This is a genomic window from Winogradskyella vidalii (assembly GCF_013403955.1).
In the GTDB taxonomy this organism is placed as follows: domain Bacteria; phylum Bacteroidota; class Bacteroidia; order Flavobacteriales; family Flavobacteriaceae; genus Winogradskyella; species Winogradskyella vidalii.
Map to the genome: position 1 here is coordinate 1 of NZ_JABFDG010000003.1, position 24,179 is coordinate 24,179.

The 24,179-nt window shown below is 34.4% G+C and carries 20 protein-coding genes; 3 read left to right on the forward strand and 17 right to left on the reverse strand.

Translation table 11 applies throughout. The features are described 5' to 3' along the window. Nucleotides 1–50: 50 nt before the first annotated feature. Both HM982_RS08975 and HM982_RS08980 read right to left on the reverse strand, forming a co-directional pair. Nucleotides 51–5,783, reverse strand: a complete 5,733-nt coding sequence (locus HM982_RS08975; protein ID WP_179352825.1) for a T9SS type B sorting domain-containing protein — start codon at nt 5,781–5,783, stop codon at nt 51–53. A 226-nt stretch (nt 5,784–6,009) separates the two neighbouring features. Next, nucleotides 6,010–6,960 carry an endonuclease/exonuclease/phosphatase family protein gene (locus HM982_RS08980; RefSeq protein WP_179352826.1) on the reverse strand — a complete coding sequence of 317 codons (951 nt, stop codon included), beginning with the start codon at nt 6,958–6,960 and terminating at the stop codon, nt 6,010–6,012. 73 nt (nt 6,961–7,033) lie between these two features. Between HM982_RS08980 and hflX the strand changes: the two genes are divergently transcribed. Continuing rightward, nucleotides 7,034–8,245, forward strand: a complete 1,212-nt coding sequence (gene hflX, locus HM982_RS08985) for a GTPase HflX (protein ID WP_179352827.1) — start codon at nt 7,034–7,036, stop codon at nt 8,243–8,245. A 14-nt stretch (nt 8,246–8,259) separates the two neighbouring features. Continuing rightward, nucleotides 8,260–10,530, forward strand: a complete 2,271-nt coding sequence (locus HM982_RS08990) for a transglycosylase domain-containing protein (RefSeq protein WP_179352828.1) — start codon at nt 8,260–8,262, stop codon at nt 10,528–10,530. A gap of 72 nt (nt 10,531–10,602) precedes the next feature. On the opposite strand, the gene HM982_RS08995 is transcribed toward HM982_RS08990, so the two are convergent. From HM982_RS08995 to HM982_RS09060, 14 genes are all read right to left on the reverse strand, one after another. Next, nucleotides 10,603–11,538 carry a DUF3078 domain-containing protein gene (locus HM982_RS08995; protein WP_179352829.1) on the reverse strand — a complete coding sequence of 312 codons (936 nt, stop codon included), beginning with the start codon at nt 11,536–11,538 and terminating at the stop codon, nt 10,603–10,605. 207 nt (nt 11,539–11,745) lie between these two features. Beyond that, nucleotides 11,746–12,252 carry a DUF2480 family protein gene (locus HM982_RS09000; RefSeq protein WP_179352830.1) on the reverse strand — a complete coding sequence of 169 codons (507 nt, stop codon included), beginning with the start codon at nt 12,250–12,252 and terminating at the stop codon, nt 11,746–11,748. Between the two features lie 21 nt (nt 12,253–12,273). Continuing rightward, the gene (locus tag HM982_RS09005; protein WP_179352831.1) at nt 12,274–14,109 is read right to left on the reverse strand and encodes an ABC transporter ATP-binding protein; all 1,836 of its coding nucleotides are present in this window, start codon (nt 14,107–14,109) and stop codon (nt 12,274–12,276) included. Nucleotides 14,110–14,121: 12 nt separating this feature from the next. Next, complete coding sequence (locus HM982_RS09010; RefSeq protein WP_179352832.1) at nt 14,122–14,448, reverse strand: iron-sulfur cluster assembly protein; 327 nt, start codon at nt 14,446–14,448, stop codon at nt 14,122–14,124. 92 nt (nt 14,449–14,540) lie between these two features. Further along, the gene (locus tag HM982_RS09015) at nt 14,541–14,963 is read right to left on the reverse strand and encodes a SufE family protein (RefSeq protein WP_179352833.1); all 423 of its coding nucleotides are present in this window, start codon (nt 14,961–14,963) and stop codon (nt 14,541–14,543) included. Between the two features lie 33 nt (nt 14,964–14,996). Then, nucleotides 14,997–15,818 carry an META domain-containing protein gene (locus HM982_RS09020; RefSeq protein ID WP_179352834.1) on the reverse strand — a complete coding sequence of 274 codons (822 nt, stop codon included), beginning with the start codon at nt 15,816–15,818 and terminating at the stop codon, nt 14,997–14,999. A gap of 50 nt (nt 15,819–15,868) precedes the next feature. Next, on the reverse strand, nt 15,869–17,083 hold the full coding sequence (locus HM982_RS09025) for an aminotransferase class V-fold PLP-dependent enzyme (RefSeq protein ID WP_179352835.1): 1,215 nt from the start codon (nt 17,081–17,083) through the stop codon (nt 15,869–15,871). Nucleotides 17,084–17,237: 154 nt separating this feature from the next. Continuing rightward, a complete protein-coding gene (sufD, locus tag HM982_RS09030) occupies nt 17,238–18,551 on the reverse strand; it encodes a Fe-S cluster assembly protein SufD (protein WP_179352836.1) in 1,314 nt (437 codons plus the stop codon). Nucleotides 18,552–18,696: 145 nt separating this feature from the next. Continuing rightward, nucleotides 18,697–19,449 (reverse strand): Fe-S cluster assembly ATPase SufC, encoded by a 753-nt coding sequence (gene sufC / locus HM982_RS09035; protein ID WP_179352837.1) that lies wholly within the window; start codon nt 19,447–19,449, stop codon nt 18,697–18,699. A 4-nt stretch (nt 19,450–19,453) separates the two neighbouring features. Further along, on the reverse strand, nt 19,454–19,861 hold the full coding sequence (locus HM982_RS09040; protein ID WP_179352838.1) for a hypothetical protein: 408 nt from the start codon (nt 19,859–19,861) through the stop codon (nt 19,454–19,456). Nucleotides 19,862–19,927: 66 nt separating this feature from the next. Next, the gene (sufB, locus tag HM982_RS09045; protein ID WP_179352839.1) at nt 19,928–21,376 is read right to left on the reverse strand and encodes a Fe-S cluster assembly protein SufB; all 1,449 of its coding nucleotides are present in this window, start codon (nt 21,374–21,376) and stop codon (nt 19,928–19,930) included. A 39-nt stretch (nt 21,377–21,415) separates the two neighbouring features. Then, nucleotides 21,416–21,811 (reverse strand): four helix bundle protein, encoded by a 396-nt coding sequence (locus HM982_RS09050; protein WP_179352840.1) that lies wholly within the window; start codon nt 21,809–21,811, stop codon nt 21,416–21,418. A gap of 35 nt (nt 21,812–21,846) precedes the next feature. Continuing rightward, a complete protein-coding gene (locus HM982_RS09055; protein ID WP_179352841.1) occupies nt 21,847–22,176 on the reverse strand; it encodes a HesB/IscA family protein in 330 nt (109 codons plus the stop codon). A gap of 135 nt (nt 22,177–22,311) precedes the next feature. Then, on the reverse strand, nt 22,312–22,551 hold the full coding sequence (locus HM982_RS09060; protein ID WP_179352842.1) for a hypothetical protein: 240 nt from the start codon (nt 22,549–22,551) through the stop codon (nt 22,312–22,314). 306 nt (nt 22,552–22,857) lie between these two features. On the opposite strand from HM982_RS09060, the gene thiL reads away from it, so the two are divergent. Next, nucleotides 22,858–23,910: a thiamine-phosphate kinase gene (thiL, locus tag HM982_RS09065; RefSeq protein ID WP_179352843.1), complete on the forward strand. Its 1,053-nt coding sequence runs from the start codon at nt 22,858–22,860 to the stop codon at nt 23,908–23,910. Here thiL and HM982_RS09070 read toward each other — a convergent pair. Further along, the gene (locus HM982_RS09070) at nt 23,894–24,124 is read right to left on the reverse strand and encodes a hypothetical protein (RefSeq protein ID WP_179352844.1); all 231 of its coding nucleotides are present in this window, start codon (nt 24,122–24,124) and stop codon (nt 23,894–23,896) included. The genes thiL and HM982_RS09070 overlap by 17 nt on opposite strands. Nucleotides 24,125–24,179: the final 55 nt, after the last annotated feature.

Sequence of the window (24,179 nt, forward strand, 5' to 3'; positions counted from 1 at the left end):
CGCTATAATAGAGAGTTTTTTCATTATAATAAGTTGAATCTGTTAATTTATTATCTGTTAATATATACCCAAGCACTCTTAGATTTTGTACCACCTTCGTAAACAACCGTATAGAAGTAAGTTCCTACTGGCAATTCTTCACCATCATTAGTTTGTCCTTCCCATTCGTTTGTATAATTGTCTTTTGAATAGACAAGTGTTCCATATCTATTAAATATTTCTAGTTTAGTTACATTGAAGCTACTTAAATCAAAATAATCATTTTGTCCCGGTGATACGCCCGGTGAAATACCTTCAGGGAAGATACAAGACTCGGCTTCTTCTACGGTTTTAGTAATTTCATTTGTACAACCAGAATCGTTAAATTCTATAATAGCTGTATAATCACCAGGTAAAAGAACGGTATCTAAAGTTAATCCACTTCCAGGTATAGAAACGCCATCGAGTTCCCAACTTACAGAAACATCAGAAGCTGTAAAGTTTTCAGGACTTATACCGATAGTAATAGGAACAGTTGCTTCAGGACAAACAATATAACTATATTGCTCTTCATCAAAAGTTGCTAATGGTGGAAGGTTAACTTCTATATCAAAAGATGTCGTCTCGTAACAACCTGTTGCTGTATCTTCTACTCTTATGAAAATTGTTTGACCTTCACTTTCGTATGGACTAACTAAAGCATTAGTTGCAGTGTTAGCATTTTCTTCAGACGTATAGTAAGTTACTGTTAAGCTTGTGTCTGTTGTAACTTCAGTACTTATAGAGTTTAAATTAAATTCCGTTAGTCCATCAATTGCTCCATCTAAGTCATCACAAACTCTTAATGGCTCTGGTTGATTTATAACAGGTGTTGCATTTAATATTAATTCTACCTGAGTTAATGCAGGACAACCCAAATAACCATCAGCTGCTGCATTAGCATCTTCGATTCTTATAATTAATGTTTCACCAGCAGATTCGTAAGGTGAAGTAACTGCGTTAATGGCTTGATACGCATCATTAGTATTCGTGTAGTAGCTTAAAACAAAGTCTTCACCTAAGCCTATAGAAGTTGTAAGTGCATCTAAGTCATATGTTCCAACACCTTCTCCAGATTCATCACATAAATTAATTTCTTGAGGTTCTACTGATGGAGCCTCATTATATAAATTAATAATAATATACTGAGAATCTGCACTAGAACCGCATTGATTATCAGTTGCTGTTACATAATAGTTATCAGATTCTGTAACAACTAAAGTAGATGACGTTTCTCCTTCTATTATGAATCCATCTCGATACCATACGAACTCATCTGCAAAAGGTGAATCAGCTATAAGTGTCACGGAATCATACCCACAAACACTTGCTTCTTGTATTAATGGATTGTCTGTGTCAACTAATAAAACGTCATCACTTGTAATCTCGGCTGTAATCTCAGCTTCAATTGTACCATTGTCTGTATCATCTATATTGGTTTGGTCTATAGTAATATTACCAGCACCACCATTAAAGTTGGTTACGAGTAGTAAATAGATTTCACCTTCAATAGCATTAGGAATAGATAAGTTCTCTATTGATGCTCCAGAATAACTACAGTCAACGATATTTCCAAAAGGATAAAAACCGGTGTCTGGTACATTAGAGAAAGGACAAGTAGGACAATCTTCTAATAGTATATCTGTACAACCATCTTCCACGGAATCAAAAGGGCCCCAAATTACGAAATCGACATCTAAGCCAACACCGGCATCATTTGTTTGCTCAATTTGAATATCAATAGGTCCAGATTCTCCAACTTGGATGATATTCCATGTTGGATTTGGTATAGATCCTAAACAAGCTACAGGTCCTGTACTAGGAATACCAACTATATTAGGCGTAGTCAATGCACCGCCTAAAGCACAGAAGTTTTCTGCGTTATCACAAACAGTATTTGTTGGTGCAGGTCTAATACAAAGATCAAATGTTGAAGTTTCAGGATCACTACCACCACTAAATACTCTTACGTAATAGGTATTACCTACAATTAAGTCTGGTGTTACAGCAGTTTCATCTCCAGAACAATATATTTCAGTTAAGTTACCACATTCACCTTCGTAAAGCCCATGACTTAAATCAAATATACCACCTGTAATATTCAATAATGAGATGATTTGTACTTCATTAAGTGCTGTAAACTCAAACCAAACATCGTCATCTGGGTTACCTGGACAACTACCTGCTGGTACTCCTGAAGGTGTAGCCGCTAAAATAGTTCCTGGTGTTGTAGATTCACAGTTTGCATTTGTATTAACTACCGCAGTTATAGCGCCATCACAGTTGTCATTTTCCGGAGGACAAGCTAAAAGTTGATACGTTTGGCTATTTATAACACAATTAATGTCTTGATCATTACTTACAGATATAACAACATCTTGCAAAAATGGAAAAGGTCCCATTTGATATGTGCCGCCTGCTTCAGTAACTGGTATAGCATCTCCATCAATATTGTTCGTAATAGTCAGTGATGTCGCATCACCTAAACTATCTATGGTAATATCAACTAAGAATTGTTCACCATTATCACAATCATCAATAACTGTGAAGGTTGCTTGTGGGTTAATACAAGTAGCACAAGACACGGTATAATTAATACCTCCATCCATAGGGCTGTTTCCGCCAGCACAACTAAATACTCCATCAGAGCTGACATAGAAAGAAATTGTATCACCAGTAGATTGGAAAGTAAGTCCCGCAATGTTTCCTGCATTTCCGTAGTTGTCATCTCCAGGAGCATAGCCATCAAACGGTTCACCATCTGAGTCTAAAACAACTAATTCATCCCAGCCATTTTCAACATAACCTGAATTAAAGGTTAAGTTAAGTGGTGTGCCGTCTACACTAGTGTATGTAAGAATAGTAGGGGTTGTTGCTCCACCATCGTCATAACATGTATCTAAAGTTAAAGGACCGTCTGTAGCACAATCAATATAAGTCTCTACACAAAACTCTTGTGTTAGAGAAGAGCTTATGGTTGTACAATTAATGTCGTCATCATTAGCAACTGTTATTACTACATCGGTAAGGTTTGGATAAGGACCAAAAGTATATAGGTCTGGAGTACTTACATTTTGGTCGGCACTACCTTGGTTATCACTCAGTGTCATTGTTGTAGCACTACCTAAGTCTGTTAAATCAACTTCAACAAAAAACTGAGGGCCGTTGATACAATCACTTACAACATCAAATGCAACTTCTGGGTTAACACATGTGGCACAAGATACGGTATAGTTAATACCACCACCCATTGGAGAGCTTCCTTCATCACAACTAAAAATACCATCTGAATTAATATAAAATGAAATCGTATCACCAGTAGATTGGAGAGTAATTCCACTTACATCACCAGCATTTCCGTAGTTGTTATCTTCAGGAGCGTAACCTTCAAAAGGTTCACCATCTGAATCTAAAACTACTAATTCATCCCAGAAATTTTCTACAAAACCTGAATTAAATGTTAGGTTAAGTGGTGTGCCATCGATACTTGTATAGGTAAGAATATTTGTATCGTTACTTGAATAACAATAATCTAAGGTAAGTGGCCCGTCATTAACACAGTCAATATAGGTTTCAGTACAAATCTCTTGTGTTAGAGAATTACTTATAAGTGTACAATTAACATCATCAACATTAGCTGCAGTGATTATTACATCAGTTAAGTTAGGATAAGGGCCAAAAGTATACACGTCTGGGGTACTTACGGTTTGGTCTGCACTCCCTTGGTTGTCGCTAAGGGTCATTGATGTTGCACTCCCTAAATCTGTTAAATCGACTTCAACAAAAAACTGAGGTCCATTAAAACAATCGCTAACCACCTCAAATGTCGCTTCTGGATTAACACATGTAGCACAAGAAACGGTATAATTTATACCATCGCTACTTCCAGAAGCACAACTCACAGAGCTGTCTGAATCAATTTGAAACGAAATCGTGTCACCAGAAGATTGAAAAGTTAAACCGCTTAAATCACCACCATTATTATCTGCATAAAGAGAATCTCCATTTGTGTCAAACACTAATAGGTCATCACAACAAGATTCAATGTCGCCAAAATTAAATGTAAGGTTCAAAGGCGTACCGTCTAAACTTGTAAATGTAAAGATGTTAGTGTCATTATTATCGTAACAATAATCTTGTGTAAATGGCCCTGCAGTACAGTCAATACTAAAATCAGTTTGAGGTGTTGTTAAAAATGTTAACGGTCCTGCAAAATCTGAAGTTTCACTTGTACAAATAGCTTGTACATAGAAATCGTATTCTGTATTTTGCTCTAAACCACTTAAATTATATGGGTTTGTTGTTACGTTTTCAATCATGACTCCAGAACCTGGCGTGAAGCCTACTGGTCCCCATTCTATATTCCATGATGTAGCTGTTCCGTTTTCTGACCAACCTAAATCGGCAGTGCTTTCAGTAAGATTGGTTGCTTCTAAATTAATTGGGAATGGACATGTTGGCCCTTCCTCAATACAAACATCAGCCGAACCACTTTGAGCATCACTCCAAATAATAGCGTAATAAGTCTCTCCAGGAGTTAAGCCTCCTATAACACCAGAATTATCACCTGCATTTAAGAAGTTATTGTTACATTCTGAAACTTCAGTTCCGCCACAAGAATCAAACACTTGTAAACCAATACTAGAAGCTTCGCCATCAAAATTAATGACTACTGATCCAATTGTTGGGGCAGTAAAACTTACCCAATAGCCGTAATTTGCAAAGGCATCACAAGAAGGATTATTTCCACTTTCAACTAAATCTTCAGCAATACTAAAATCAAATGTCGTTGGCGTTGCGCTATCGCAATCTGCTTCTACGGTCATCGGTAATGCAGAAGCACAAGACCCACCTGGAGTTTGTGTGTTAAATGTTATTGGCCCTACAAGACTTGAAGTGCCAAGGCTTTCGCAATTAGAAATAATATAAACATCATAAATAGTTCCTAAATCTAAGCCTATGAAATTAAATGAAGTAGTCGTTAGTCCTGCCTCTAAAGTTCCAGAACCAGGAGTAAAACCAGAAATTCCCCATTCTAAATCCCAAAGTGTTTCAGATCCACCAGGATTCCAACTAATATCTCCTGTAGTTTCCGTTATGTTTGCCAAAACAATATCTGTTGGCTCTGGGCATAAAACTTCAAAAATATTAATATCATCAAAACCAAAACCATCATCAATAACAGAACCATCAGACCCAAAAGCTATTCTTAAGATGACATTAGATTCACCAGCTAATCCTGTTAATGCATGTCTTGCAATAACCCAAGCATTAGTTCCATCTGTAGCTGTTCCTGTCCAACCTTCTTGTTGTCCGCCAGGGTTACCGCCAATAGAACCATCATTATACCAGTTATTTGGGTCGCCATTTGCACCAACATTATTCCATGTGCTTCCACCATCTATTGAAGACTGAAGTACTGCTCCGTCATAACTATTCTCAGCATCATACCAGATGCTCAATTCAATTGAAGGCGCTGCTAAGGATGAAAAATCAAACACTGGACTGGTTACCCAAGAGTTTTCACCAGTGTTATAAGTTCCTGAGAGATTGGTTACCCAAGCGTTTGATCCAGAAGCAGCACTATTAATAATAGCACCATCAGGAGTTCCTAAGGCCCAAGTACCATTAGTTGAGTTGTCTGCCACCCAACCACCATCACCAGACTCAAAATCTTCAGTGTATGGAAAAGTAGTTATTTGTGCTTCAACAGTAACTGTAGTAACGAGTGAAAGCAAAAATAAAAATAGAGTAATCTTTTTCATTATTAAATAGGTTTGTTAGAATTATTCAAAGCACTTGTAACTAGTTGGTTACAAGGGGTTTTGTTGGTGTTTTAAAAAAAAAGGTATTGTAAAGTGCAAGGTTGGCGTTGGTTATACGACTTAACTATGCGAATTCGAATATATAAAAAATGCCTATTAACAAGAGCTTAACAATATTATAATAGATTAACTACCGTTATAATCGACAAAAAGAACCGGCTGGTTTTTAGGAGGACTTCAATTGAATAAAAACAGGGAAATGATCACTGTAACCACCCTTATATTTTGGGCCAACAAAGGTTCTAAAAGGTTGCCCTTTAAATTTACCGGTATGTTGCGTAAGAAATTTACTATTAAAAACCTTAGCATTACTAAACATTAAACTTTTATTATTAGGATCGAAAAAATTGGTAGAAAATAAGATTTGATCAAATAACTGCCACTGAAAATTATGACTAGAACTCCCATTATCATAAGACCAAACGGTTTTAAAGGGGTTAAAAAGACGACTTACATCTTCTAATAACTTAATGCTTCGGCAATTAGGGTTGTCGTTAAAATCTCCCATTACAACTATTTTAACATTTGGGTTCGTGTTTTGTAATGATTTAATTACAGAATTGACCACATTTGCTGCTGCCAAACGCTTAAATTCAGTTTTATTGATTCCTTCTCTACGTGATGACCAATGGTTAACAATGACACTAACATCTTCGTTGTGAAGTTTACCTTGAACTAGTAAAATATCTCTTGTATAATCTTGTTCGCCATTTTCGCGTTCTAGATATACTGAAAAGGTTTCAGAATGGTTCACCTTAAAAAAATCACTTTTATAAAGTAATGCCACATCAATACCTCTTTCGTCTGGGGAGTCATAATGAATATAACTATAGTTTTCGTCCTTGAGATTCGGACTGTGCACTAAATCTGATAATGCCTTTTTATTTTCAACTTCGGCTAAGCCAACTAATACAGGTGCTGTATCATTGTTTTCATTCCCTATTTTAGAAATGACAGTGCCTAGTTTTTCTATTTTATTTTGATATCGTTTTTTAGTCCATTTTTTTCTAGATGTAGGTAAGAAGTCATTATCATTTATTGAAGGATTGTTTTCTATGTCGAATAAATTTTCGATATTATAGAACGCAATAGTGTAACTAGTAAGTGTATTATTCATATGGGTTAAATATAGGTTTTTAAACATTATATTGGAAAAATGGATTTGCTTAACTTTGTACTTTACTTTATATATGATAGAAAAAAAGAATATAGAATTAGAAAAGGCGGTACTCATCGGTGTTATTACACAAAATCAAGATGAAGAAAAGTCTGAAGAATATCTTGATGAACTCGATTTTTTAACCTTTACGGCAGGTGGTGAAGTGGTAAAACGTTATACCCAGAAAATGGCTATTCCTAATCCTAAAACTTTTATTGGGACGGGGAAAATGCAAGACGTTGCCAATTTTGTGAAAGAAAATGATATTGGTACAGTAATTTTTGATGACGAATTAACGCCAGCTCAAGAACGAAATATTAGTAAAATACTAAATTGTAAAATTCTCGATAGAACCAATCTCATCCTCGATATTTTTGCGCAACGTGCACAAACGAGTTATGCAAGAACTCAAGTAGAATTGGCACAGTGTGAATATTTACTACCGCGGTTAAAAGGTATGTGGACACACCTTGAGCGTCAAAAAGGGGGAATTGGAATGCGTGGACCTGGTGAAACAGAGATAGAAACCGACAGACGTATTGTACGTGATAAGATTTCATTACTTAAATCTAAGATTAAAACCATAGATAAACAACAAGCAGTACAACGTGGTAACCGTGGTAAAATGGTTCGTGTAGCGTTAGTAGGGTACACTAATGTTGGGAAATCTACCTTAATGAATGTGATTAGTAAAAGTGAAGTTTTTGCAGAAAACAAGCTCTTTGCAACCTTAGATACTACCGTCAGAAAAGTAGTGATTGGTAATTTACCTTTTTTAATGAGCGATACCGTTGGGTTCATTAGAAAACTACCAACACAATTGGTAGAGTCTTTTAAAAGTACTTTAGATGAAGTTCGTGAAGCTGATTTGTTACTTCACGTTGTAGATATTTCGCATACTAATTTTGAAGAACACATCGATTCTGTAAATCAGATTTTAGATGAAATTGATAGTAAAGACAAGCCAACCATTATGGTCTTTAATAAGATTGATGCCTACGAAGCAGAACCTTTTGATGAAGACGACTTAGTTGAAGAACGCACCAAAGCTAACTATACTATTGAAGAATGGGAAAAAACGTGGATGAATCGTATGGATGGTAACGCTTTATTTATTTCAGCATTAAATAAAGAGAATATGGACGACTTTAGAAAACGCGTGTATGAAGAAGTCAGAGATATTCATGTGACGCGTTTCCCATACAATCATTTCCTATATCCAGACGTTGAAGATATAGTGTAAAACCCCTAACTTTTATGAGTGCATCTCAATCGCGTTTTAAAACATCAATTTTAAAGTTGTTAAACAATAAATGGATAAAATGGCTCGCTATTTTAATAGCAGCCATTTTATTGTTTTTAGTAGGTTTATACATCAGTATTTATATTGGTTTATTTGGAAAAGTGCAAACCATTGAAGATATCAGTTCTATAAAACAAGAGCAAGCCACACAGCTTCTAGATAAGGACGAAAAATTAATCGGGAAGTATTACGTCTACGATAGACAACCTGTAAAATTTGATGATTTACCGAAACATCTTCTTGAAGCTTTAGTGGCCACAGAAGATTCTCGTTTTTATCAGCACGATGGTATTGATAATATAAGCTTAATGCGTGTGTTTGTGAAGAATTTAATTCTTCAAGATAAATCTGCAGGTGGTGGCAGTACGATAACGCTTCAACTCGCTAAGAATTTATACGGTAGAAAAAACTATGCGTTTTTCAGCATGTTGATTAATAAATTTAAGGAATCTATCGTTGCTAAGCGTATTGAAGAAGTATATTCTAAAGACGAAATTTTAACCTTATACCTCAATACGGTTCCATTTTCAGATAATACCTATGGTATAGAAAGTGCATCGCTAAAATTTTTCAATAAATCAGTAAAAGATATTTCTATAACCGAAGCGGCTACTTTGGTCGGCACATTAAAGGCAAATAGTTATTACAATCCAAGAGCACATTTAGATAGAAGTAAAGGTCGTAGAGATGTTGTTTTAAGTCAGATGAAAAATTACGGTTATCTATCGGAAGATTCTTTAAAGTATTATACAGACCAAGACCTCAAATTAGATTACCGTTCTTTTAATCACGATGTAGGTTTGGCGCCTTATTTTAGAGAAGAAGTTAAAAAACAATTGCAATCTATTTTAGATACTTTAGAAACACCAGATGGTGAAAAGTACGATTTGTATAAAGACGGTCTTATTGTACATACCACTTTAGATTATAAAATGCAGCAATTAGCAGAGGAAGCCATGCAAGACCATATGAGCAAATTACAAACTGCTTTTGAAAAATCTTATGGTACAGCGGCACCTTGGGAAACCAATTCTAGACTTATAGAAGCTGAAATAAACAAGTTGCCACAGGTAAAAGCTTATAAAGAAGAAGGCTTGAGTGACCAGCAAATTAAAGATTCTTTAAATGTGAAACGTCCTGTAGATTTATTTAGTTGGGAAGGCGATACTTTACATACAGTTTCGGCAATAGATAGTTTAAAGCATTATTTAAAATTGTTAAATACGGGTATGCTGTCTATAGAACCTACAACAGGTGCTGTACGGACTTACATTGGTGGTATTGATTACCGTTATTTTAAATACGACCATATTTCACAAAGTGAACGTCAAATAGGCTCAACCTTTAAACCTTTTGTGTATACCGCAGCTGTGGATGATGGATTAGACCCTTGTACGTATTTTTCATTAAATAAAGTGACTTACACTGATTACGATGATTGGACGCCGAGTAATTCTGGTGATGCTGAAGACGACCCTTATATAAACTATACCTTAGAAAAGGCTTTGAGTAATTCTGTAAATACCATTTCCGTTAAGGTGTTAGAGGAAGTTGGTATTGAAAAGGTGATTGAGCAGGTAGAAAAACTAGGTATCACTAAAGAAATGCCAGAAGAACCGTCTTTAGCTTTAGGTGTTGCAGAAATTAATTTAAAAGAATTAACAGGTGCTTATGCCAGTTACCTCAATAATAGTAAACCGGTAAAGCCTTATTATATCACCAAAATTGAAGATAAAGCAGGAAATGTCATCGCCACTTTTGAATCTGAAATTGCAGAAGAACAAGCCTTTAGTGATTATACAAGACAAGTGCTTTTAGAAATGATGCAGTCTACCGTAAATAAAGGAACCGCAACCCGATTGCGTAGTACTTATGGTTTAACCAATGCTATTGCCGGAAAAACAGGAACCACACAAAATAATAAAGATGGTTGGTTTGTGGGCTTAACTCCCAATTTAGTAACCATCACTTGGGTTGGGAATGATAATCATAGTATTGGATTTAAATCTACAGGAATGGGACAAGGTGCCAATTCTGCCTTACCAATATTTGCTAAATTCTATCAGAAGTTAAATGCAGATAGTGATTACAAATCTATAACAGGTGCTCAATTTGAAAAACCTTCTGCTAAAGTATTACGTGATTTAGATTGCGAACCCACTAAGCGTGATGGTTTTCTTAAACGTTTATTTAAGCGGAAAGAGAAGAAGAAAAAGTTTAATTAAAGTCCGTTACAGCATAAAAAAACCTGCCTAAATTTAATCTAGACAGGTTTTTGGGTTTTATAAATGGTTGAATTAAAACGCGTACGTTAAACCAACAGTATAGTAAGATTGTAATTTGTTGTCTACAGAATCAAAAGTTTCAGTAGTGTTTCCTAAAGTGTTGATAGAATAATCTAAAGCTTCTTGCTTGTTGCTACGTAAACCAAAGTCAAAACCAACACCAATCATTTTCCATAATTTATAGCTAAACGAGTTAGTCCATGTGATGTTAGATAAGTCTGAAGACTCATAGCTTTGGAATGCAGATAGGTTTGTTTTAAAGTGGATAGCACCAATTTGTCTTGTATAATCAGCTACGATTTTAGCACCTAAAGAAGATTCAAAAATTGTATCATCATCAGCAAAAACAAAGTTGTAGTTTATTGGATGAGCGACTACAATTAAGTTTTCAATCGGTGTCCATGTTAGACCAACACCAAGGTCTAAATATCCTGGGTCATTAAAATTATCTAAAAGAGTCGTTCTGTATTCTGCTAAACCAGAAACAGCTAATGTTTTAGTAATGTTTCTACCATATAATGATGAGATATTAAACACATCTGTAGTCGATTCAAAATCGTCACTATCATTAGGGTTGTCTTTATCGTCTAATTTTACCCAAGCTAAATTGGTTGTTAATGAGTTTCTCCAAAAATACTTGTCTTCAATTTTATTGGCAAAAGCATTAAAAGTAATTCCAATATTTCCTGAACTGTTGTTTGGTGTTCCTTGTCCGTACCACTCATTAAATTCAGATAAGCTACCACCAATAGTACCAAAAGCACCTATTCTCCAGCCCGGTAAAGCGTCAATTTGTTTTTGTATTGCATCTGCTTCACTTTGAAACTTGTTCGCTTCAGCTTGTAATTCTGCTTTTTCAGCTTGTAGTTCTTCTTTCGTTTGAGAAAAACCAAAAGTCACAGCTAGTAAAAGACCAGCAGATAAAAATAACTTCTTGTTAATATTCATAATAAGGTAAATTTTAATTTTTTTAATGTTACATCTATTATTAGATACATGAGATAGAATAAAGTCACAATTTATTTATACAATAAAAATATATATCAAGCGACGCCTAAACCATTATCAAGATATCAGGCTGTAAAATTATTTGGTTTCAATAGATAAGCCCAAATAAAAAATAGAATTTAATATAATTTTATGATTTTAGTAAGGCTAACGTTTTTTGAATAAAGGCACTGATGAGCAAGCTTCACCAAACATAATAGATTTAGCAACGGGCTTTAATTTTTGAGCCAATAAGACCAAAGCATTAGCTGGTACTGGTTTATTAGAGCAGCCTTTAATAATTACAGGAAAGCCTTCATATTCGGAAACATCTAGGTTAGAAATAATATGTGCATAGAGTAAAGATTCTAAGGTTTCTAAGGTGCCAATAACTGTTTGTTGACTATAGCTTTCAAGCTCTACGGCAATTAGCATATACGCCCAGTCAGGAACAATGGCATCCGTAGAACAGTGCAAAGCAACAAAACAATCTTGGTATTGGGACCAATTGTGCGCCTTAACATATGCTCTAAAATCTTTTTCTCTAAGGACAAAGCCTTCCAATAACCAATCTTTAATATCAAAAGAGATTCGTTTTCCTTTAGGATAGTAATCTTCTAAATCAATAACTCTTAGTTTGCTGTTTGCTACTCTATTTATAATTTCTTCTGCCATATATAGTATAAAGATAAAAATTTACTGATAGCCTTCTGCTTGTAAGGTAAACAATTCGGCATACAGGTTTTGGTTGTTCATGAGCTCTTCATGAGTTCCAATTTCTAAGGCTTTACCGTGTTCTAAGACTAAAATTCTATCGGCTTGGCGTACCGTACTAAAACGGTGCGAAATAATAATGCTAGTTTTGCCTTCGGTTAAACCAATAAAGCGCTCAAATACGTCGCTTTCTGCTCTTGCATCTAAGGCAGAGGTCGGTTCGTCTAAAACCATCACTTCTGCATTTTTCATATAAGCTCTTGCTAAGGCTACTTTTTGCCATTGCCCACCCGATAATTCTTGACCATTAGAAAAGCGTTTACCTAATTGCTGATTGTACCCTTTTTTTAATTCTGCAACCACTGCACTAGCTAAACTTAATTCTGCGGCATTTTCAATTTTAGATTGGTTTTTTAATTCATTAATGTTTCCAATGGCAATATTTTCTTTAACGGTAAATTCATACCTGAAAAAATCTTGAAAAATCACCCCAAAATATTCTTGATATTCAGCAATGTTGAAACGGTTAATATTAACACCATCTAATGTTATTTCGCCTGAAGTTGGTTCGTAAAAACGCAGTAATAATTTAATTAAAGTGGTTTTTCCGGCGCCATTCTGACCTACAAACGCGAGTTTCTCTCCTGCTTTTAAAGTGAAGGTAATACCTTTTAAAATTTCGACATCAGAATTAGGATATGCGAAATGAACGTCCTTAAATTCAAAGCCTGTTTTAATTTCTTTTGGTAACTTAATGTCTTCTTTCGCTTTTGAAACAAATGAAATATCTATAAAATCGAAATAATCCTTAAGATATAAAGCGCTTTCCGAAATTCGTGTAAACTTAGAAAAGAAGTCTTGAAGGTTTTTCATTAAGCGATTAAACGAACCCGATAAAAAGGTGAGTTCTCCTAGGGTTATTGCTCCCGAAAGTACGCGGTAAATAATAAAGACATAAGCACCATAATAACTAATAGAACCTAAGACGTTAAATAAAAACCCAAGTGCAGAGCGTTTAATCGCTAAGGTTTTATTGAGCTGATAATATTCTTCCGATAAGTTTTGAAAACGCGTTACAATAAAATCCGTTAAGCCAAAAAGTTTAATTTCTTTAGCGGTTTTATCGTTAGCACCTATAAAACGTAAATAGTCTAATTCGCGACGTTCTGAGGTCCAGCTTCTAGCTAAAGAATATTGTTGTTGGCTAAAGCGTATTTCGTTTATAAACGAGGGAATAATGCTCAGCACTAAAAGGATAATTAAATACGGTTCAAAATAGATTAAACCGGCGACTAATGTGGCAATGGAAATACTACTTTGTACCTGCGAAAGCACGTTAGACATTAAACCAACACGACCATTGGTTTGCGTTCTGGCGCGTTCTAACTTGTCGTAAAATTCCGAATCTTCTAATAAGCTAATATTAATCTGATTGGTCTTTTTTATAATACTTATAGAGCTTGTAATATTATATTCATCGCCCAATAAACCATCGGTTAATGAAATGGCTCTGCTAATTAAATCCGAAAGAATGATTAATGCAAACTCGGTACCAACGTAGGTCCAAAGGGTATAATAATCTGGATTGTCTAATGAAATTTGTAGTATAATTTCATCGATGATTAATTTTCCAACCCAAAGAATAATAACAGGAAGTACCGCGCCTATTAATCTACAGAATGCAGATAATAGAAAAAGCTTTTTATTGACTTTCCAAATTTCTTTAAAAAATCGAGGAATATAGATTAAAGCATTAAAAGACGATTTGAAATTAGTTTTCTTATCGTCTTTTAAAGATGTGATTTTGCGTCTTGGCATTTAATGGTTTTATTAAAGCATACCAAGCTCTAACTTGGCTTCTTCACTCATGAGTTCTTGAGACCATGGTGGGTCAAAAGTGATTTCTACTTCGGCATCCTTAACTTCGTTGATAGATTTTACTTTTTCTTCAACTTCTAACGGCAGTGTTTCAGCTACAGGACAATTAGGTGTTGTTAAGGTCATTAGAATTTTTACTTCTAAATCCTCATTTACAAAAACATCGTAAATTAATCCTAATTCGTAGATATCTACCGGAATTTCTGGGTCGTAAATTGTTTTTATAACTCTTAGGATTTTTTCACCTAATACTGCTGTATCTATAGTTGGTTTGCTCATCTGAAAATTTATTTTTAGTTCCCATACAAATGAGAATTTGTTTTATTGTTGTGCTGTTTTATTGTGCCGATTTAAGACTCAACAACAAACAATTAATTCAATTGTGTTTGATACGCAATAGCGTACATTTTTAGTTGTTTTATCATACTTACTAGACCATTAGCTCTAGTTGGTGATAAATGTTCTTTTAAGCCAATTTTATCAATAAAATCAGTATTCGCTTCAATGATAGCTTTAGGATGCTGATTAGAAAACGTACGAATTAAAATCGCAATAATTCCTTTAGTGATAATGGCATCACTGTCTGCGGTAAAGTTTACTTTGTCGTCTTCCATATTGGCATGAACCCAAACTTTACTTTGGCAGCCTTTAATAATATTAGCTTCAGTTTTATATTTCTCGTCTATTATGGGTAAGTCTTTACCTAAGTCAATCATGTATTGGTAACGCTCTTCCCAATCTTCAAACATAGAAAACTCGTCAATAATTTCGTTTTGTACTTCTTCTATAGTCATAGTCTGATTCTTTGTTGCAAAATTACAAAATCGTTAGGGCTTTACGAGATTTTCTTTTATGGATAACACTTTATTAACTAAAGCTCCAATGGTTTCTGGTGGATTACCATGGTCAAAAGCAGGTGTCATATATTCTACATCACCAATAATAATTACTAATGTAGCATGTGCTGCACCATCATATTGATGTGCCGTAGATGGTGCTTTTACATCTTGAAGTGTTTCTACATCTATGGCTTTAATCAACTCGCTAATAGTATTCCAATCTTCGACATCAACCTGATAAGTGCTTGTTTTTTGTAATCCTTTATCTTTTGAAACTACAACTCGTGATTCTGAAACGAGAACAAAATCAAACGTGTTTCTTGAAGACGCCTGGTATTTTACAGCTGTTTCATTACTAGCAGCCACTTTATTGTTTTTTTTTGAAGTAGTAGTCGTTGTGATTCCTTTTATTAAAACCGTATCATCTTCTAAAAATGAAATGGTGTTATCTTCAATAGAAACTGTATTAACCATTCTTAAGGACTTTAAGAAGTGATTTTCTAAACCGCTAATTTCTTTTTGACATAATTTTTTAGAAGCACCTATGCCTTCAAATGAAATCTGATTTCCTTCAATTGCATAGGAGCCAAAAAAACTATTACATCCTCCAAAACCATTGACTTTGTTTGATGTTTTATCAAAAGAAATTATCAGTTTTGAATCGTTTAGATTGTTATTTCCGACCTGGGTAATTTGATAGGTTTCAGAAAGTGCCTCTTTAATTTGTTGTTGTTTTGCCATCGCTTTTTTAGACGAGTCACAAGAACTTAATGTCGTTATAATTATAAATAAGCTAAGTAAAAATTTCATTGATGACGTGTTTAGTGATCTGTTATAAGTTACACTTTTAATGCCAAAGTTTACGACAACATCATAATCGCTTTTTTAAGTGCTGTAATAAAAGCATCAATTTCTTCTTTAGTATTATAAAACATAAATGATGCTCTAATGGTTCCTGGAATATTATAGAAATCCATTATTGGTTGTGCACAATGATGGCCAGTACGCACGGCGATGCCCATTTTATCTAAAATTGTTCCAATATCATAAGGGTGAATGCTATTTACATTAAAAGAAATTACAGATGTTTTCTCTTTAGCCGTACCGTAAATTTTTAAACCTTCAATTTTAAGTAATTCTGTTGTACCGTAATCTAATAAGTCATTTTCGTATTCAGCAATGGCATCAAAACCAATAGCATTCATGTAATCTAAAGCGGCACCAAAAGCTATGCCACCACAGATGTTTGGTGTTCCTGCTTCAAATTTATGTGGCAAACCGGCGTAAGTAGTTTTTTCAAACGAGACTTCTGCAATCATTTCGCCACCACCTTGATATGGTGGTAACTTATTAAGCCATGCTTCCTTTCCGTACAACATGCCAACACCTGTTGGGCCACACATTTTATGTGCAGAACACACATAAAAATCAACATCCAAAGCTTGAACATCGGGCTTTATATGCGGGCAAGATTGCGCGCCATCCACTAAAACTGCAGCTCCAACAGCATGTGCTTTCTCAATAATTTTTTCAATGGGATTGATAGTTCCCAAAGCATTTGAAATATGATTGACAAAAACCAACTTCGTATTATCATTTAAAAGGGCTTCATATTCTGAAAGAATTAATTCGCCATTGTTATTCATAGGAATAACTTTCAAACTTGCACCTGTACGTTCGCAAAGCATTTGCCATGGCACAATATTACTGTGGTGCTCTAAAGCTGAAACAATAATTTCATCGCCTTTTTTTAAGAGTGACGAAAAACCGTTAGCCACTAAATTAATACCGTGTGTAGTACCAGACGTAAAAATAATTTCGTGACTATGCTTGGCATTAAAATGGTTCTGAATTTTAAGACGCGACTGCTCATAGGCATCCGTAGCTTCTTGACTTAAGCTATGCACACCTCTATGAATATTGGCATTGTAATTTGTGTAATAATCTACAATGACATCAATAACCTGTTGAGGGGTTTGTGATGTAGCTGCATTATCGAAATATATGAGTGGTTTCCCATTAACTGTTCTGTTTAGAATAGGGAAGTCTTGTCTTATGTTTTTTACGTCTAACATTTATTTCTTTAAATTTAAAACCTCAAAGGTTTCAGAAACCTTTGAGGTCTGAATTGTTTCAAAATCTCAAATAGAACTTAACCTATTACAGGTCTAACATTCGCTTTTATTTATTATTGGGGTGAAAATTATGACATTTCTAGACTTGTATTAATTATAAGTCAAACCCAATACTAACACCTAATTTTTCAGCAATAATCTTAGTAATTCTATCTTTAAGCTCAGGTATTTTTACAGAATCTAATACGGTATTACTAAATGCAAACATTAATAAGGCTTTAGCTTCCTTTTCAGGAATACCACGAGAACGTAAGTAAAACATGGCGCTTTCATCTAACTGTCCAATAGTACAACCATGCGAACATTTTACATCGTCTGCAAAAATCTCGAGTTGAGGTTTGGTGTTGATGCTCGCTTTATCACTTAATAAAATATTATTATTTGCCTGAAACGCATTGGTTTTCTGTGCTAGTTTTTCAACAACAACTTTACCGTTGAAAACACCAGTTGCTTTATCATCAAAAATACCTTTATAATCTTGGTGACTTTCGCAATTAGGTTCTATATGGTGCACTAAAGTGTTGTGGTCTACATGTTGTTTATCGCCAATAATAGTGATCCCCTTCATGGTAGAATCTATACGCTCACCATTTTGGTAGAATTCTAGATTATTTCTTACCAATTTTCCACCTAAAGCAAAGGTGTGCACTTTGGCTAAGCTCTCTTGTTTTTGATTGATAAAAGTGCTATCAATTAATGAAGCGTTTTGTCTATCATTTTGAATCTTGTAATAATCAACAATTGCTCGTTTGTTGGCAAAAATTTCAGTTACCGAATTCGTTAAAACAGGATTATCTGTTAAGCTTTGATGACGCTCAATAATCTGAACATGTGCATTTTCATTAACTATAATTAAGTTACGCGGTTGTAACATTACAGCAGCTTCGTTTCCTGTTGAAAAGTGTATAATTTGTATGGGTTTGTCAACCACCTTATTTTTTGGGATGTTGATATACGCCCCTTCGTAAGAAAACGCGGTGTTTAAAGACGATATCCCATTTTTTGAAGCAATTTTATTGAAATAATTATCAATAATCACTTTGTATTTTGGCTTGGTTAAAGCGGCAGACATTAAACAGACATCTAAACCGTCATGTGTGGTTTGCGATAAATGTGATGCATATTTTCCGTCGATAAAGATGATTTTATATGCATCAATATCATGAGAGAAATAAGGTTTTATATCTTTAAATTCAATGTCATTTTCAGATTTTGGAAACACACTGTAATCGTGTTTTAAAACCGAATTTAACGACGTATATTTCCAATCTTCTAATCGCTTAGAAGGAAACCCTTCAGCTTCAAAAGTCTTTATAGCTTCAGTACGTATATCATGGATTGTTGAGTTCACATCTACTGTGTCCTCAAAGGCCATAAACGACGATACTAATTTTTCTTTTAATTCCATTCTTGTTCGGTTTTCAGTTTTAATCGCTATTTAAAAAGAGGGATTAAATCTGTTTACTATTTTATATTAAAATTTTGAAGAGCGTAACGTAATCAGTCTTTTTATATTACAAATTAAGACTCAATACATTGGCTAGCGCATAAGGCTAAGCGCCAACCTCTTCTTTAATCCAATCGTAACCTTTAGCTTCTAACTCGTGTGCTAATTCTTTAGTGCCTGATTTTACAATTTTTCCATTTAATAAAACATGGACGTAATCGGGTACGATATAATCTAAAAGACGTTGGTAGTGTGTAATTACGATTACAGCATTATCTTTAGATTTTAGCTTATTAACACCATCAGAAACAATACGAAGGGCATCGATGTCTAAACCAGAATCTGTTTCATCTAAAATGGCTAATTTTGGTTCTAACATCGCCATTTGAAAGATTTCGTTTCGTTTTTTCTCACCACCAGAAAAACCTTCGTTTAATGAACGTGATAAAAACTTACGGTCAATTTCTAACATTTCAGATTTTTCACGAATCATTTTCAACATGTCTTTAGCAGGCATGTCTTCTAAACCTTTAGCTTTACGTGTTTCATTAATTGCTGTTTTCATAAAGTTAGTTACACTAACCCCAGGAATTTCTACAGGGTATTGAAAAGACAAGAAAACACCTTTGTGTGCGCGTTCTTCTGCTCCTAATTCTTCTATATCTTCACCTTCTAATAAGATAGAACCTTCGGTTACTTCATACTCTTCTTTTCCTGCAACTACAGAAGCTAAAGTACTTTTGCCAGAACCATTTGGTCCCATAATAGCATGAACTTCACCTGGTTTAACTTCTAAGTTAATTCCTTTTAATATGGCTTTATCCTCTATACTTGCGTGCAAGTTGTTTATTTTTAACATAGTCTTATTTTGCTAATTTTATAACGTCTTTTGAACTTGGGTCAGGTGCTTCTACCTGTAATATTTCTTTTATTTCTACACGATATGGCCAACCTTCTTCGGCTTCTGGTTTTTTAAATTTTCTAACACGTACCGTTACGGGAACCATATCTGTTGCTTCTTTTTTGTAAGCTTGTGCTTGCTTGTCTAGTGCGTGCATATTGTTGTCAATTACCACACCATAGATTTCTGATTGTGTTTGTAATACAGCAGCATCGGCATAATATACAAAGTCACCTTTAATGGTGATAAAACCATCATTTTGGTCATAAGACTTTGCACGGTTTTCTTCCAAGTCAACAGCTTTTTTTGTTTCGTTTTTACAAGCGAACATTACTAAAGCTAAAATGATGATAAGGTTGATTTTTTTCATGATTATAATCCGTAAAACGGAAATCTTATTAATTAAACTTTGGTTTACTAACGATACTAGGATAGGTTAACCTACACTTCCTTCTAAACTAATTTCTAATAATTTTTGAGCTTCAACAGCAAATTCCATTGGTAATTTATTCAGGACTTCTTTACTAAAACCATTAACAATTAATGCAATAGCTTTTTCGGTATCTATTCCTCTTTGGTTACAGTAAAATATTTGGTCTTCACCAATCTTACTGGTTGTTGCTTCGTGCTCAATCATAGCACTTTTGTTTTTCGCTTCGATATATGGGAAGGTGTGTGCACCACATTCATTGCCCATAAGTAAACTATCACATTGCGAGAAATTACGTGCATTTTCAGCTCTAGAGTTGATTTGTACTAATCCACGGTAAGAATTTTGAGATTTACCTGCTGAAATTCCTTTAGAAATAATCGTTGATTTAGTGTTTTTACCTAAATGAATCATTTTGGTCCCTGTATCGGCTTGCTGGTAATTATTAGTTACTGCAATAGAATAAAATTCTCCGATAGAGTTATCGCCTTTTAAAACGCAAGAGGGATATTTCCAAGTTACAGCAGAACCGGTTTCTACTTGTGTCCAAGAGATTTTTGCATTTTTCTCACAAAGCCCTCTTTTAGTTACAAAGTTAAATACACCACCTTTTCCTTCGGCATTTCCAGGGAACCAGTTTTGTACAGTAGAGTATTTTATTTCAGCATCATCCATTGCAATTAATTCTACAACAGCAGCGTGTAATTGGTTTTCATCACGACTTGGCGCCGTACAACCTTCTAAGTAAGAGACATAACTGCCTTCATCTGCAACGACTAAAGTTCTTTCAAATTGACCTGTGCCAGCTTGGTTGATTCTAAAATAGGTTGACAATTCCATTGGGCAACGAACGCCTTTTGGGATGTAACAAAATGAACCATCACTAAATACAGCAGAATTTAAAGCCGCATAAAAATTATCTTTTTGTGGAACAACAGTACCAAGATGTTTTCTTACTAATTCTGGGTGTTCTTTTATGGCTTCAGAGATACTCATAAAGATAATCCCTTTTTCACCTAGAGTTTTTTTGAATGTTGTTGCTACAGATACTGAATCTACCACGACATCCATAGCGACACCGGCTAACTTTTTTTGCTCATCTAATGAAATGCCTAATTTTTCGAAAGTAGCTAATAGTTCTGGGTCAACTTCGTCAATACTATCGTATTTTGGTTTGTTGTTGGGGGCAGAATAATAAGAAATGGCCTGAAAATCTGGCTTTTCGTAATTGACGTTCGCCCAATCTGGTTCTTCCATTTCTTTCCAAACTTTAAAGGCTTCCAAGCGCCATGCCGTCATCCACTCTGGCTCTTCTTTCTTTTTTGAAATAGCAATGACTACCTCTTCATTTAGGCCATTAGGAAATGTATCAGATTCAATATCTGTAAAAAAACCGTATTCATACTCTTTGGTTTTTAATTCTTCCCTAAGGTCGTCTTCTGTATATTTACTCATAATTCAATTCTGAGTTTAAAATTTTAAGTTCAAAGTTAGCTAGTCTGCTTTGTACTTGCTTCCCTTTAAATCACTGTTTTTTAAATAATTCATAAACCCTCCAATCATTCTACTCAAAATCATTGTTTGTTCTTTAAGGGTATTGAATTTTGTGTTATCAATATAATCTCTATCTAATACTCTGTACAATTGTGACCTTGTTTCTCCACAAGATGCTTTGGCGATAGATAGAAATTGAATAAATTCTTTATTTCCATTTCTTTCAAATCCTTCTGCAATGTTATCCATGATTGAACCTGAAGAACCATCTATTTGGGTATAAAGTTTGTAATCTGTTCTTGATTTCGTAGCGTTAGCAATTTGATTAATATCGTTACATAAAACCCGTGCTAATTTCCATATTTCTAAATCTTCAAATTGTTTTATGGTTGCCATAACTTTGAATTAAGAATTTTAAATTTTGAATCCTTTTACAAGGAAAAACTTTCTCCACAACCACAAGTACGATTTGCATTGGGGTTGTTAAAAACAAATCCAGTTCCATTTAAGCCACCAGAATATTCTAGGGTAGTGCCAATAAGATAGAGAAAACTCTTTTTGTCCACAACGATTTTAATCGCATTGTCTTCAAACATTTTGTCGTCTTCAGCTAGGATTTTGTCAAACTTTAAATCATAAGATAAGCCAGAGCAGCCTCCACTTTTAACACCGACTCTAACATAGTCTGTGCTTGGGTTGAAGCCATCGTCAGTCATAAGTTCTATGACTTTCTTTTTTGCTTGTTCAGAAACTTTAATCATATTCTATAACTAGATTAATTCTAAATAGAATGCAAATATACAATATAGGAAGTGTTAAACCATACGTACTAACATTATATTAGTATATGGTTTAATTGGTTGTAGCTATAGCTGTTAAAGTTAAGAGTAAGAGTGTTATATCGCTATTTTAGTTTTAGGTATACGCCTTGTAAGCCTATATAGTTCTTGTAGGGTATTTGTGATTTGGCGATTAGAGACCGTATGATTTTGAAAATTGCCATGTTTGTCTGTAACCACAACGGTATCGCAATGCGTACAAGTTATTTCAATGGAGTGATCTAAATTAGTTTTGGATCGTACATAGTTGTGTCCAAAAACAGCGCAGGGTAAAATCTCTGTAGAAGTAGGTTTCATAATTTAATTGTTTTAGGGGGTGACAATTTATATAAAACCCATATAACTACAGGTCAAAATACCTGCTTTTTCGATGAAATACATCTTTTTTTTGTTTTTTTTAGATTAGTCTAAATTAGATATTTCATTAAGTGTATGGTAAACAGTTATTTATGTTGGTTTTGGTTTTGGAGTTTTTTGTTTTATATCATTTGCTATGTCTTTAGGGGGCAATAGGTTGACTCTATAGTAGATGATTTTAGGTTCTCTTATAAATAATGCTGTAATTTTATATATTATTCGAAAAAAGCATAATATTTTTGCAATATGATAGAAGACAAAAATCCACAACGTACGCCATTGAGTGAATTAGGAGAATTTAAACTCATTGACCACCTGACAAAACATTTTAAAGTGAGCCAGAAATCTACTGTTAAAAGTATTGGTGATGATGCAGCCGTTTTAAATTTTGGTAAAAAACAAGTAGTCGTTTCTACCGATTTGTTAGTAGAAGGTGTTCATTTTGATTTGAGCTATGCGCCATTGAAACACTTAGGATATAAGGCTGTTGTGGTTAATCTTTCAGATATATATGCCATGAATGCTGTGGCGACTCAGGTTACAGTTTCAATTGCAGTCTCTAATCGTTTCCCTTTGGAAGCGCTTGAAGAATTATATGCAGGAATTACAACGGCTGCAAAAATTTATAATGTAGATGTTATAGGAGGTGATACAACGTCATCTACTTCAGGCTTATTAATTTCTGTTACTGCTATTGGAACTGTAGAAAAGGGTGACGAAGTTTTAAGGTCTGGTGCTAAACCTAATGATTTGTTAGTAGTAACTGGCGATGTTGGTGGTGCTTTTATGGGCTTACAAGTTTTAGAACGCGAAAAGGAAGTTTTTAAAGTAAACCCTAATAATCAACCGGATTTATCGATGTATACTTATATTATAGAGCGTCAGTTAAAGCCTGAAGCTAGAAAAGATATTGTAGAGTTGTTAAAAGAGCTAGAAGTAAAGCCAACGAGTATGATTGATGTTAGTGATGGTATTTCTTCTGAAATTATTCATTTGTGTAAACAGAGTAAAGTAGGTGCTGATATTTATGAAACTAAGATTCCGTTGGATCCACAGGTAATTTCAACTTGTGAGGAATTTAATTTAGATAGTACTACGATTGCTTTAAATGGTGGTGAGGATTATGAGTTGTTAATGACAATAGCGCAAGACGATTTTCCTAAAATTAAAGGCAATCCTAATTTAACGGTTATTGGTTATATAACAGAAGAAGACAGAGGTATGCATCTAGTCACTAGAGCAGAAGAAAAAATTCCGATTATAGCAAAGGGTTGGAACGCACTTAAAAATCAAGCATAACAAACTTTTGGCTTTTTTCCAGACGTTTGTTGTGAACACGATTTAAAACGTTATTGATTTCTTTAAATTTTGGTGTTAAGGGAATAAATTTGCCATTGGCATCAATGGTCATTTCAGTTTTACAATTTTTACACTTGTATTCTTTGACGTGGTAGGTTACTTTTTTGGAGACTTTGTAATCATGACCAAATAATGAGCAGTATACGTTTTTCATTAACTAGTTTTCTTAGAGGAATTAGCATTCTTATATAGGGATTGAAATATAAGAA